Source organism: Nodosilinea nodulosa PCC 7104, from assembly GCF_000309385.1.
Classification (GTDB): Bacteria; Cyanobacteriota; Cyanobacteriia; order Phormidesmidales; family Phormidesmidaceae; genus Nodosilinea; species Nodosilinea nodulosa.
Genome location: NZ_JH976537.1, coordinates 5,636,513 through 5,648,259, shown reverse-complemented (window position 1 = coordinate 5,648,259; position 11,747 = coordinate 5,636,513). Strand labels below are relative to the sequence as shown.

At 52.4% G+C, this 11,747-nt stretch carries 13 protein-coding genes and 1 pseudogene; 4 read left to right on the top strand and 10 right to left on the bottom strand.

Features of this window, described 5'->3' with window-relative positions; translation table 11 throughout:
- Together LEPTO7104_RS35425 and LEPTO7104_RS0126150 are read right to left on the bottom strand one after the other, a co-directional pair.
- Window positions 1-334: transposase (locus LEPTO7104_RS35425; protein WP_017301548.1), on the bottom strand; the 334-nt coding region annotated here is incomplete at its 3' end.
- A gap of 285 nt (window positions 335-619) precedes the next feature.
- Entirely contained in the window at window positions 620-2,329 is a 1,710-nt protein-coding gene (locus tag LEPTO7104_RS0126150) for an alpha/beta hydrolase (RefSeq protein ID WP_225887047.1), read from the bottom strand.
- A gap of 217 nt (window positions 2,330-2,546) precedes the next feature.
- Between LEPTO7104_RS0126150 and LEPTO7104_RS35420 the strand changes: the two genes are divergently transcribed.
- On the top strand, window positions 2,547-2,861 hold the full coding sequence (locus LEPTO7104_RS35420; protein ID WP_225887046.1) for a winged helix-turn-helix transcriptional regulator: 315 nt from the start codon (window positions 2,547-2,549) through the stop codon (window positions 2,859-2,861).
- A 514-nt stretch (window positions 2,862-3,375) separates the two neighbouring features.
- On the opposite strand, the gene LEPTO7104_RS0126135 is transcribed toward LEPTO7104_RS35420, so the two are convergent.
- Complete coding sequence (locus LEPTO7104_RS0126135) at window positions 3,376-5,445, bottom strand: potassium channel family protein (protein WP_017301544.1); 2,070 nt, start codon at window positions 5,443-5,445, stop codon at window positions 3,376-3,378.
- A gap of 704 nt (window positions 5,446-6,149) precedes the next feature.
- On the opposite strand from LEPTO7104_RS0126135, the gene LEPTO7104_RS0126130 reads away from it, so the two are divergent.
- The 3 genes from LEPTO7104_RS0126130 (at window position 6,150) to LEPTO7104_RS35415 (ending at window position 8,420) form a co-directional block, all read left to right on the top strand.
- Window positions 6,150-6,839, top strand: coding sequence for a metallophosphoesterase (locus LEPTO7104_RS0126130; RefSeq protein ID WP_017301543.1), 690 nt, complete (start codon window positions 6,150-6,152; stop codon window positions 6,837-6,839).
- Between the two features lie 172 nt (window positions 6,840-7,011).
- On the top strand, window positions 7,012-7,218 hold the full coding sequence (locus LEPTO7104_RS0126125; RefSeq protein WP_017301542.1) for a DUF7219 family protein: 207 nt from the start codon (window positions 7,012-7,014) through the stop codon (window positions 7,216-7,218).
- Between the two features lie 143 nt (window positions 7,219-7,361).
- Window positions 7,362-8,420 (top strand): CHAD domain-containing protein, encoded by a 1,059-nt coding sequence (locus LEPTO7104_RS35415; RefSeq protein ID WP_017301541.1) that lies wholly within the window; start codon window positions 7,362-7,364, stop codon window positions 8,418-8,420.
- Window positions 8,421-8,470: 50 nt separating this feature from the next.
- On the opposite strand, the gene LEPTO7104_RS0126115 is transcribed toward LEPTO7104_RS35415, so the two are convergent.
- The 7 genes and pseudogenes from LEPTO7104_RS0126115 to LEPTO7104_RS0126085 all read right to left on the bottom strand — a co-directional run.
- Complete coding sequence (locus LEPTO7104_RS0126115; RefSeq protein WP_017301540.1) at window positions 8,471-8,980, bottom strand: hypothetical protein; 510 nt, start codon at window positions 8,978-8,980, stop codon at window positions 8,471-8,473.
- Between the two features lie 105 nt (window positions 8,981-9,085).
- Window positions 9,086-9,538, bottom strand: a complete 453-nt coding sequence (locus LEPTO7104_RS44030) for a PIN domain-containing protein (RefSeq protein WP_264308746.1) — start codon at window positions 9,536-9,538, stop codon at window positions 9,086-9,088.
- The gene (locus tag LEPTO7104_RS0126105) at window positions 9,525-9,779 is read right to left on the bottom strand and encodes a UPF0175 family protein (RefSeq protein ID WP_017301539.1); all 255 of its coding nucleotides are present in this window, start codon (window positions 9,777-9,779) and stop codon (window positions 9,525-9,527) included. The genes LEPTO7104_RS44030 and LEPTO7104_RS0126105 overlap by 14 nt, the downstream gene beginning before the upstream one ends.
- An 82-nt stretch (window positions 9,780-9,861) precedes the next feature.
- Window positions 9,862-10,359, bottom strand: coding sequence for a hypothetical protein (locus LEPTO7104_RS0126100; protein ID WP_017301538.1), 498 nt, complete (start codon window positions 10,357-10,359; stop codon window positions 9,862-9,864).
- Window positions 10,360-10,473: 114 nt separating this feature from the next.
- Complete coding sequence (locus LEPTO7104_RS0126095; RefSeq protein WP_017301537.1) at window positions 10,474-10,803, bottom strand: hypothetical protein; 330 nt, start codon at window positions 10,801-10,803, stop codon at window positions 10,474-10,476.
- On the bottom strand, window positions 10,800-11,300 hold the full coding sequence (locus tag LEPTO7104_RS35405; RefSeq protein WP_017301536.1) for a hypothetical protein: 501 nt from the start codon (window positions 11,298-11,300) through the stop codon (window positions 10,800-10,802). Before LEPTO7104_RS35405 ends, LEPTO7104_RS0126095 begins: the two co-directional genes overlap by 4 nt.
- A 66-nt stretch (window positions 11,301-11,366) precedes the next feature.
- Window positions 11,367-11,747, bottom strand: a pseudogene (locus LEPTO7104_RS0126085) (hypothetical protein); the annotation flags it as partial.

The window sequence follows — 11,747 nt, the reverse complement described above, 5'->3', positions numbered from 1 at the left end:
TGTGGCGCAGCTGTTGATTCTCTCGGCGCAATTGCGCCAGCTCTTGTTGAACCGGATGCGGAATTGTGGCTTTGCAGCCCCGCTTATTATCGGCCAGCGCTTGCAGTTGCCCCTGTTGTCGCTGGTTGCGCCAGGTACTCAACTGCGATGAGTACAGCCCTTCTCGTCGCAGTAAGGCCCCGATTTGACCCAGCTCAGTGCACCGATCTGCAGCTTGTACCATCTCGAGCTTATAAGCGGCGGTGAATTGACGGCGGACAGGTTTTTCTAGAACTTCGGGATCTAGACGGGCGGCTTTCCCATTGTTTTCAGGATTCAAGAGCTGCGATTGCATAGAGTCTGACATGCGGGATAACCGTTCCTTCTACTCTAATTGGGACTGGCTAAGCTGTCTCATCTATTGTTGTCACAGTGGGGTTTGGGGGCGCAAGCATACTCCAGGCACTGACTATGCTGAAATCGCTGCTCGCACAGTGACCGACCGCGAAGCGTTAATAGTGGAACTCGTCGAACGTGCCCGTGAGGTTGGCGAGGAGCTCGATCTCCCATCGACCTAAGAGTCTTCTATCTAAATAAACGTCCCCTATGATGTCGCCAACTCGGCCCGTTGGGCCTATGTCTAAAATCCTTCGGCTGAGGTTCGTATCAAATGAAGTTTGATGGGCTCTACACTGACGGCCTCAACGTAGGCAGACGTTAGATAGGGTCGATACGACTCATCATCGCGTAGGTAGAATTTTCCATGGGCAATGACTAAGGACGCCAGCAGGCTCGAAAACACGGCTTCATTTTCTTCAAAAAGCTCAACGATATTGTTACTGGAGTTAGTGATATCGAGGACTAATCGAGTCAGCGCTGTGGAATGAGAAATGTTTTCGGCTAAATATAGGTAGCGCTCTGGTGTCGTCAGGGCCTCAAAGGCAACCACCTGTTCTAGGGCAACGGGAGTCGCAATATCAGTTTCTCCACCCATGAGTACCACTGGAATCTGAATAGTGCTCAGCCCCGTTTCGCCAAAGAGGCCGCTAACTGGAGCGAGGGCGAACACAAAGCCGATGCGGTCGTCGGTCAGACTACCGTCGGTTAATTGTTGGATGGCACTGGGCACCGCTGCTAGCTCTAGGGTTCCGCACGTCAGTAAAAGTGCGATGTTGATAGCATTTGAGCCAATATCCGCGTCTAAATCACATTGCTGCTCTAGATAATTCATATCAATGGTGCCACCTGCGGCTGCTAGCGCGGTATAACCACCAAACGAGTGACCCATGATACCCACGTTATCTAACTGAAGATGCCCCTGAAATTCAGTCGCATTGAGCTGCTCTAGCGTATCGAGTAGAAAATGAATATCTAGCGGGCGATCAATAAATTCCATCGGGTCAAAAAATTCCTGATACAGGCCCTGTGCCAGACCCTCTAGGTAGGTCTGGTTGCTGCCAATGTGTTCTGGCATCGCCACAAAAAAACCATTTGATGCCAGCCCTCGAGCAAGATTGACCGCTTCTGGATGGTTGCGGATAGTACCCAGGCCATGGGACAGGATCATCACCGGCAGGGGGCCTTGAATGGCACCGATGTCGGCGGGTAGATAAAGGTCAACGGGATAGGTGCGATTTCGCTGGCTGTCGTTTAATAGTAGCGATCGCTGCTCCACCGCAAACTGACCGTTTTCGCCTAGGGTTGGCAGGGCGCTATAGTCCAGGGCTGGCGCCGCGGCGGCAGTGGCCCGCGACTCTTGGGCAACAGCGCTGATCAACTCACCAGTAGTCTCCAGGCTGGTATTGACAGATTGGGCCACAGCCTGAATTTGTCGCAGATCCAATCGTAGCTTGCGGGTCGGGTAGTGACGGATGATGTTGAGCAGTGAAAGCCCGTTGGGATCGGCGGCAGCCAACAAAATGGCAGCTCGAATAGCTTGCCCACCATTTTGGCGAGCTTCAGTTTCAACCAACTGCCCGAACAAGGATAAGAGCGCCTCACCACTGGTCGTGTACAGCCATTGGGAAAGGGCAAAGGGATTTCCTATTTCTTCAGGAATATCAGGGTCCAGGGCGGGTAAGGGCGTACTCAAGAACCGCTGAAAGTCCTGCTGTCTTTCTGCTGGCAAGCGGTTGAGATAGGGCGCGAGGTTTTCATCTACTGTGCCATTTTGGGCAAAGGTTTCTAGGGATGAGACGGGCAGCGATCGCCCAAAGGGACCGTAGTCAAAATAAATCTCCTCGGTGGATCGAGCTGGTAAGGTGGCGACGATGCCCGAGACCAGGCTGATAGCGATAGTTTGTAGAATCTGCCGAGTGATCTGCAAAGCAAAGGGTTGAAAACTCATCATTAATGCGATCTCTTGGTCTTCTAGACGACAAAATTGCAATATGCATAGGCATATTTAGAGCCGTTGGATAGTTTTTCAAGGCGTTATCCTCTTCAGGATTGGCTAACCTGTTTAACTCAATTCAGCTGACTCTTACTTTGCAGGCTATTTAACTTGCAAAGTAAGAGTAACTTTTTGACTTGTAAAATGCAAGGTATGACGTTAAGGCCGTTGAACCGTGGGTGACCCCAAGGTCATGCCGTTCGGCAAAAACCTACGCTCGTCCTTTCTATTTACCTGCTCCCTCGAACTGTTAGGAGGGAGGTGGGCGCTGGTGGTGCTGCGCGATGTGCTGTTGGGGCAGCGCCGTTCATTCCCAGAAGTTGCTGCTGACGAAGACATCGCGACGAACACACTCACTGATCGGCTTGAGCAGCTGATCGAAGTACGTATGCTTGAATGCAGGCGAGATCTTTGCGATGGCCGTAGTCGTGGATATGTTCCAACCGACAGTGGTCTAGAGCTGATTCCGGTACTGGTCGATTGGGAATAAAAGCATACTTCGGGCTCTGTACTTACCGAACTCGTGACCCGCGCCCTGGACGATCACGACGCATTAGTGGCAGAACTTGTCGAACATGCCCGCGATTCTGACGAATAGTTGCCTGCGCGCGCAGCTAGCCGATGTAGCTGGAGGGTAATTGTCCAACGAAGCATAGGACAAATTTTGGAACGTTTCACGAAAGAGCTGTCAAAAGAGGCTGTGATGCTGCTCTGGGGCGCGGGCAGCTCCTCAACGACTTCAGTATCAAAGTCGAAAACGCAACTTACAACGTTTTTTAGCGTTGCCAAAGCTTACCCTTAAGGTGCTGTGGTTTCCGCTGTCGATGCCATGGATTTATGGGCCGACTGGGCGCTCCAATTGATAGCCCTCAAACCCCATAAACAGCTCTATTTTCAGCGTGGCTTCTATGCCCTATCCCTTATGCAGCAACCTTTCTAGGTACGTTGTCACCCGTTAAGACCGCTGCCTCTGACTGGGGGCCAGACGACTGGGATACTGGCCGCTACCGAGCCGAAGGCAACGGCAACACCTGAGCCCTAACCTGGGCGCGGGAGAGCAAACGGGTCAGGCGCAGAGCCTGGTGCTGGTAAAGCGGCTGGGGCAGGATACCCGGTAGCTTGGCCATAAAATCCCGGGCGTCGCCTAGGCGATAACCAGAGACCCGGGCAATTTCAGCGGCTCCGTCAAACAGGGCGTCAGCGGTCAGCGCTTTTTCCACATGAATTTGCCAGATGCGAGGGGCTAGCTGGCGCTGCTCAATGCGGCGCAACCCGCCAATGCTGGCCAGTACTACTAAGCGATCGCCCATCTGCAAGCGAGTATCTTCTGAAGGCATCACTTTTCCTTCCTGGCGCTCGCGTTGATGCCACAGGGGCACAACCCCGTAGCCGTAGGCCACCGTTGACAACAGCAGACTATCTAAGGTGTCTCCCGATTCGATATCGTACTGGGTGACCAGTACCGTTTGACCATAGAGCCGGAATAGGCTGCTCACATGCTCACCAAAGGCCGCTGCAGCAAAGGCTTCGGCAGAGATAGCCGAGGCACACAACACGTGGGCAAAGGGAAAGATCTTGGCGACGCGATCGGTAAACTGCTGGTCATAGGTGCGAATGATGGCCCGGCAGTGGGGGTTGACCCGGTGGGCCATTAGCCCCACCTCCAAATTTTGAATCTCGTCATCGCTGACGGCGACCACGCTTTTGGCTGTGGCTAAGTGAGCCTTGTCGAGGGCAATGCTCACATCCCCGCTTAAGAGCGGCACTTTGGGCAGCACGTCGGCATCAAGGGTGCGGGGCGAAATACCCACTACCGGCTGATTGAGCTCTTGCAATGTAGCCAATACCTGACGCCCCACTCGCCCTAGCCAGATCACCACTACGTGGTCTTGTTCCGGCACAGGGGGGCGACGCTCCATAAACTCAAACCTGAGGGTGAGAAGCTTCTCAGTGAGCAGGGCGTAGAGCACCCCAACAAAGGCTGCCCCCGCCACAGTCAGCAATACGCCAAACAGCTGTAGCAGACGCGAGTTGCTAAAGTCTTCTAGGGCCTCAAAAACATCGCCATAGCCCCCAAACAGCGTGATGAAGGTATACAAAAATGCTTCAAAGGGCGAGATGTCGTCAGGGGAGTTGAGATCAAACAAGAGGGTGCCCAGCAGGCAGAGGGTGACCACGGTAATGCCGCAGAGAATGGCTACCCGACGTAGCTGCTGCTCAGAGCTAGTCTGCCAGATGTTGAGCAGGTCTTGCTTGACGGTGGGCCAGTTTCGCAGGCGCTGAAAGACCTGAATGGCCCGATTCAAAACGCCCTGGCGGGCAGGTGGGGCCGTCTGGCTAGCAAGAGTGTGGATCTGGGCGTCGCTCTCGATCACAACCACCTCGTCGCCCGATCGCAGTACTGCATCGGGCGACGAGGTATAAAACAGGCTGGAGGGGCTAGCGACCGTGGACTGCCCCTCGCCATCGGCAGAACTGTGGCAAAGCACCCGCCGATGGGGGGTGTCTAACTCATAAATTTGGCGGCGATCGCACCACGGCTGTCCTGGCTTAAGGTGCTGCTTCATCACCTGAAACCGGTGGTCATCGATTGTAAAGTAGCCGACCAGCTCCTTGCCAAAGGCTTCCAGGGCAAAGGCCGGTGCTGCCAGCTGGGTGGGCTCAAAGGCAACAAAATTCTGCAACTGCTGGCCCATCAGCTCGTTCAGATTTTGTTTGCCAGACCGCATCACCAGACGTACTCTGGGGTTGAGCACCCGCGCCGTCAGCGCCGCCTCCAGGTTGACCCGCTCATCCTGGGTAACCAGCAGCACCGCTCTACAATGGCGAATGCCTGCCTTTTCGAGCACCTCTTCCAGGCGGCAGTCACCAATCACCAAGCGATCAATCTGGTCTTGTAGGCGGGGCACCTCCCACTGGTCGGGCAGAGCACTGTTAATGGCGTGCACCGGCACCCCAAAACTCTTGAGATTAGCCACACAGTTTTGGCCCAGGCTACCCAACCCGCACACCAGAAATCCGTCGTTGGCGGGCGGCGGGGCTGGTTTAGTGGGTAGTGAAGAATTGTCTTCCATAGTTACGCGATGTGCAACTAATTCCAAAGAAAAGGTTTTGTCTCAAAACACTAAAGCTAATATGTATCTTCCGGCCTGACTATGCGAGAGCGAAAGCCGAAAGGCCTTAAAACCTTACATAGAAATGCTTACAAGGCTTAGTCTTTGGAACACCTTTCCAACAACTTACTTTTTCACTGAAAGTCTTATGTAGCAGTAACTTCAGACTATGTTAGGGCAATTAATCATACTTATGCCGAAAGAGCCGCATTAAACAACGCTTAACCAATAAATGCCTGCATATTGGCATAATAGAAGTAAGAGAGTTCAATAGTTAGAACTGATGAATCATACCCAATCTCCAACGCACTTTCCTCGGCAAGTGGGGGGGATAACCCTTGAATTTGATGATTGGGCCAGTAAAGTACGCCAGCAGATGATGATCTGTCTACAAAAAAGACGTACGAAACAAAATCAACTACTCGACTAGGAAAAGCGACTGAGAAACCTTAGAACTTCATCATAACTAAATCGGATTTGAGGCGTTTCTTTGATTATGAGCACCCAAGCTCCCTTTTGATAAGTAATGCACCAGTCTGGTTGATCAGCAGTGGGTTGAATGCAGTGATTTCCATCTTCTGATGGTACAAAAATAAATCCACACTCAGAGGCTTTACTGACTAACTGGCTAGGTATAGCAATCATAGTTCTGTCCAACAAAAGCAATGCGTCTCTTAGCGATTGGTGACATTCACAGTTGCGCAACGGCTCTAGAGGTTTTGTTAGCCGCCGTTAATCTGCGCACGGGGGATACCATCATAGGGTTGGGTGACTACATCAATAAGGGGCCTGAGACCAAAGCCACACTAGATAAACTCATTCAGCTCTTCGATAGGGGTATGCTAATTCCACTGTTGGGCAATCATGAGCTGAAGCTGATCTTAGCCGGTCGGCAGGGTCAACCGCAGAATAAGGCAGAGGTTCTGGTCGACCGGCATACTCTGTCATCCTATGGGGATGGAGGAAGTCCTGGGACACTGGCATCTATCCCTAAGGACCACTGGCAGTTTGTTCAACAGCACTGTCGTCCCTGGCTAGAAACAGAAAGGCATATTTTTGTCCATGCCACCCTGGATGCCGACAAGCCCCTGATAGAGCAACCCGACACGGCTCTATTTTTTGATAAGTTCAAAGACCCCAAGCCCCATATCTCCGGTAAAACCCTGATTTGTGGCCATACCCCCCAAAGAGACGGAAAACCGCTGAATATTGGCCATGCTATTTGCCTGGATACCGCTGCCTGCGAAGGGCAGTGGCTCACCTGCTTAGACGTGCTGAGTGGGCAGGTCTGGCAGGCCAACCAAAAGCGAGAACTGCGAACATCTCGTATAGAAGACTACCTTAAAAAGGTCTAAACTAGCCTTGCCAAATAGGGAAAGGGAAAGGGAAAGGGAAAGGGAAAGGGAAAGGGAAAGGGGTCAGCCAATCCCTAGCTATTGGAGCTACGATACAGTATTATCTCCTCAGCTTTTTAATCTAGAAATGCCAGAATTTAACAGGCCTGAGAGTTCTCCCGGCAGTGACACTGTGTTTCCCTTTGGCCCCTATCAAGGTCGATTTTCCCTTGAAAACTTAGCGTTTAACGCTAATCTGCAAGAATTCACCTGGCAGGCTAGCAAAATTGCTGATTCTCATGGGCAGGGGCATATCGCCTCTGACGAAGTCCTACATCAGCTGGAATTACTGTGGCAACAGCTTAAAGCCAGTAAGCATGGGCTTGGTATTGGCCCTTGAGAAGCCTCAATTTCTCGAAAGGCTCACTTTACCAACCTTGCGGCTTGGCCCTTTAGCAAAGTAAGACAATAAGTCTGTAGTCTAAAATGCCAGATCAGGCGGTGGCGTTGAGCCTTCAAGTCAGACACAAGGGGTGAAGTTTTATGAAGGTACAGCCAGTAGATCCTTCGATTACTCTAGGTGAATTTGCGTATCTAACTATTCGCCAAAACTTTCAAAAAATTGTCGACCAAGAGAAGCTTGTTCTTGACGATAGAGATCCCGAGTCGTTGCATCAAATGCGGGTGGGTATGCGGCGGTTAAGGACAGCCATTCAAGTATTCGATGCTGCTATTATCTTGCCTAAAGGGTTAACCAGTTTAGTTATTGGTAAGATTGCTAAAAGCCTGGGTAAAACCCGCGATCTTGACGTGTTGCAACAAGAGCTAACCACCCGCTACCGTCCTTTATTGCCAAAGGCTGAAAAATCAAGGTTTGATGAGGTTCTAAAGCAGTTAGAGCAGCAGCGTGAAAAAAACTTCCGGCGTCTCAAGAAAACGCTCTATGGCAATGTTTACCAAAACTTGAAGCAATCTGTACAAGACTGGCTAGTCCAGCCCTGCTATACCCCAATGGGCCAATTGTCGGTCTTGCCAATGTTGCCCGACTTACTATTGCCGCTGATAAATGAGTTATTTCTGCATCCTGGTTGGCTAGTGGGCACCACTGTTCAAGCTGGGAGAGCGACCCAAATACCCCTTGAAGATCTGGCTGAGTTAAATCAGCATCTAGAGGAGTTCGAGGACAGTCTGCACGCCTTACGGAAGCAAATGAAGGGCGTACGCTACCAGGCCGAGTTTTTCTCAGATTTTTATGGAGATGCCTATGGCGAAAGACTTGAGGAATTTAAGCTGATTCAAGATGTCCTCGGTCAACTTCAAGACAATGTCGTGCTGCGTCAGTTTCTTGAGTCAACGTTAAACACCGATGTAACCCAGGCGTTACCCACCGTAGAGCACAAAATACGGCAGGATCGAGCCGATTTTTGGCAGACTTGGCAACCGCTCCAGCAACGTTACCTTGATTTAGAATTTCGGCAGTCTTTGCGATCGCTGCTCACCATTCCACAGACCGAGAGTTTACCCCCTTCTTCTAAACGCAAGTCGTCCTCCCAAGCCAAAACAAAGGCTAAAGGTCGTAGTTCCAAAGCCACCATCGATTAACTGTGCCTCTGCGTCTGCTGCGGGGAGGTTTTTAACCCTGAAAATCGACGTCACAGACTCTCTACTATAACCAGTTCATGTCTGACGACTTGGGCATAGATATCATGACTAGCGCTTTCCGCGATCGCCTTCCAGTCGTCCTGGGTCAGCACCTTACCCAAGACTGCTCGAATCTCGGTGTGAACCGCCTCGGTCATCTCCCATTCCCCTTGCGGTTTTGAGAGCTTCGCCTCCAGCAGCGCCATCAAGGTTTCCTGAATCTCAGCTTCGGGCTGATGAAGCCGCGCCAGTATCAGTTCCTGGCCCTTGGCTTCAGCCGTCTCTGTCCCGATACCTAAATTCCACTCGGTCACCAGCTGCTGCCACGCCTGCATCACCATGGAACGCAGCTCGGCAAAGTGGCTGTAGCCCTGGGGGTTAGCCATCACTGACCCCAAGTGGGAGCCCCAGCCGTATCCTGCCAGCGCCTCACAATCCACTGACTCTTCTCGACGCGCTGCCGCCTCGAACCAGGCGTCATCGTCCAGCAGATCCATGAAATTGAAGTCATCCTGCGTCATTACTCACCTTTGGAACAGTCTCCCATGAGAATTTGAACTGGGGTTTCAAGGTTAGCCATGATCAGGCGCTGAACTATTCACCCGCCTGGTGTTTAAGAAGAGTCATCACATCTTCCGAAATCCAAAGTCCTGCATCTCGTAAAGCTTGTAAAGGTTCAGCGACAGCAGGAATGAGCCCCCGCCGTTTGGCCAAAACCAGTGCGCCCCTGTCCCTATCGTCGGAATATCGAGGGAACGGGCACACCGCCTGGCGGCAGCGTCATCAACCATCGCTCGAAACTTAGGATTCGCCAAAGCAAAGCTGAGCACAGCCGATTCACCCGCCCCAAGATCCCAGGCTAAAATTACCGGGTTAATCGCTGGGGTCACCACGTTGCTCCAGGATAGGGTGGGAAGTTGTATAGCCGCGCTATCGGCTTTAGTCGACGTAATTTCCTGGTAAACGGCCTGCGGAACCACAATGCGGCTGAATAGCTTGGGCAGCAACTCGACCTGGCCACTCTTGCACAGAACAATCAAAGGCGACGCGTTGACGACGACCTGACTACTCCAGTCCATTCAGTTCCTCGGCCAGTTCTTCAGCAGTGTACTGAAAAACCGAAACCCGATAACGTCCGAGAGTATTGATAAAGTCAGCTCGGCTGAGGTTAGCAATTTCAGCCGCTTTTTCCTGCGAGATATCTCCTAATTCATACCATTTGACCGCAGCGGCTATGCGCATTTCTCGCACGAATTCGTCTGGGGCCTTCCGTAGCGCTGAAAAGATCGTATCTGGAAGCTGTATTTGAATGGTTTGCATGGCAGGTCACCAAGAAGGCCCAGAGAGAAGGAATAGCTACTTCCACGGTAGCGCCTTGAATCAAAAAAGGAATTGCTGTATGTCATACAGGTGTACTAGCTCTAGTTGGCGGCTCAGACAGATCAAACATCACCTCAAAGACTCCCTGCGGAATATGTCGCCGCATGGCCCTGAGGTGATCATCGGCATCCTGCCGGTTGCGGAAACGCGTAATGACCGATCGCCTCACGGCATCGCGAATCATCACGATCGCCCAGGGCCGACAATCAGGGTGAAGTTCAGTTTCTAAAGTCAGCACCTGTCGCCAGGACACTCGCTCTGGAGCCAGCACCGACTGGACAATTTCGGTGATTTGCTGTCTCACCGGACTTTCATCGATGGGATGCAGCACCCAGCCACTAATGGGGACGGGCTGAAAGCTGAGCCGGTAACTTTGAGCATCAGGGGCAATAATCGACCAAATGGGCTGCTTGGGCTGTTTGCGCGTGCGAAAGCCAACCTGATGAAGGGCGCTCTGAATACGCTGAATCTCGGCGGCGACGCGGTGACCTTCCGAGCCGGTCTGACATGGTTGAAGCATGGTGTAAAGACCTCGATGGCGTAGGCGTTGAGGTGAGCGATTCAGGATCATTCGCTCACCCTACGTAGAGAATTTTTGAAAAGACAGATCTAATGGATCTTGAAAAAGGCAGACTTATGTGCTGGTTCCACCAGGGTGTTCTGGCTCTGAACTCGACAGATCTGGGCACAGCAGTTGCAGCAGGTCAGTCGGCATCGTCTCGAAGTGCTCCAGCAGGAAGTCCATTAGCGCTAGATGCCACAGATCACTCGCTTGGGGCGAGCGATACTCCGGACCTTGCTTGAACCAGCGTCGTACGGTGACCGGAGAGCGCGAGCAAATGGCCGCAATGACTTCGTAGCTAACGCTCCATTTGCTGTAGAACGCCCTGGGCGAAAGGCCCAAGCGGCACTGGGTGTAAAGCTGAATCAATTCCAATTCCCGATCAGTTAGAGAGCGAGTCATGGCATGGCCTCCAGGTCGTCTTCCCAAGCGCTATCGGCGAGCACCTGGCCGGTGGGGTCGTTAAGCCAGACCAGATAGTTCCAGGCCCAGCAGCCCCGGTGATGGGCATAGGCAAAGTAACGCCCGATGACGGTGCCAGTCGTCAGGGTATCGGCAGTCCAGCGAACAGGGTCGCCATAGAGAAACACCGGCAATGGCGCTGCCTCAGGGAAATTGACCGGCAGGTACCGCATGGGATGGCGAACCCGGATTTTGATCGGGGGCAGATCAAGGCTTTTACCGGAACGTAGGGCGTGGAGGTAAGCCGCCAGCAGTTTGCCAGAGAGCGATCGCGCCAATTGAGAAATCAGCAACGCCGCCAGCGCTTCAGCTTCCTCCACACTCAGATGCATCCAGGCGGCATCAAAGTAGGCATCGGAGAAGTTGCCGAGGCGATCAATCAGAGCTGGGACGTTGAAATCTCGGACTGGGGCAGCTTCAATCGGTATAGATGACATAGAACATCTCCAAAAGAAAAGCCCCCGATGGGTGTCATCAAGGGCGGTGGCAAAGATTGAACGGGTTTACAGAAGCGAAAGCTGGAGGGATTCTCCGAACTTCAGCTCAATGGTGTCGCCGGTTAAGGCATACCAGCGTTCTCTGAAACGCTTCAGGTTGCGGCACTTGTCCTCGGCCTGATGAATGGTGGCAACAAAGAACTCTTCCCAGGCGGGATACTGCTTCTCAACTCGTTCGTGGACGTAGAAACGTTGACCGTGCTGGGCAATTACAGGTTTGCCGTGGCGCTGAGCCAGTTCGCTCAGGCAGGAGTCGATGTAAGTGCGATTACCCGTTGTCACCACACCGTTGTAGCGATCGGCATCGATGCGAAACTTTCCAGGCTTGTCTTTGACTGGCAACTGCCGATAGATCCGGTAGACGTGGTACAACGCCCAGGTTTCTTG

Coding starts and splice junctions, on each gene's coding strand:
- LEPTO7104_RS0126135 (WP_017301544.1), bottom strand. CDS start 5,445: ATGGAAGACAATTCTTCACTACCCACTAAACCAGCCCCGCCGCCCGCC.
- LEPTO7104_RS0126115 (WP_017301540.1), bottom strand. CDS start 8,980: ATGACGCAGGATGACTTCAATTTCATGGATCTGCTGGACGATGACGCC.
- LEPTO7104_RS35405 (WP_017301536.1), bottom strand. CDS start 11,300: ATGTCATCTATACCGATTGAAGCTGCCCCAGTCCGAGATTTCAACGTC.
- LEPTO7104_RS0126150 (WP_225887047.1), bottom strand. CDS start 2,329: ATGATGAGTTTTCAACCCTTTGCTTTGCAGATCACTCGGCAGATTCTA.
- LEPTO7104_RS0126105 (WP_017301539.1), bottom strand. CDS start 9,779: ATGCAAACCATTCAAATACAGCTTCCAGATACGATCTTTTCAGCGCTA.
- LEPTO7104_RS44030 (WP_264308746.1), bottom strand. CDS start 9,538: ATGGACTGGAGTAGTCAGGTCGTCGTCAACGCGTCGCCTTTGATTGTT.
- LEPTO7104_RS0126095 (WP_017301537.1), bottom strand. CDS start 10,803: ATGACTCGCTCTCTAACTGATCGGGAATTGGAATTGATTCAGCTTTAC.
- LEPTO7104_RS0126100 (WP_017301538.1), bottom strand. CDS start 10,359: ATGCTTCAACCATGTCAGACCGGCTCGGAAGGTCACCGCGTCGCCGCC.
- LEPTO7104_RS0126130 (WP_017301543.1), top strand. CDS start 6,150: ATGCGTCTCTTAGCGATTGGTGACATTCACAGTTGCGCAACGGCTCTA.
- LEPTO7104_RS35415 (WP_017301541.1), top strand. CDS start 7,362: ATGAAGGTACAGCCAGTAGATCCTTCGATTACTCTAGGTGAATTTGCG.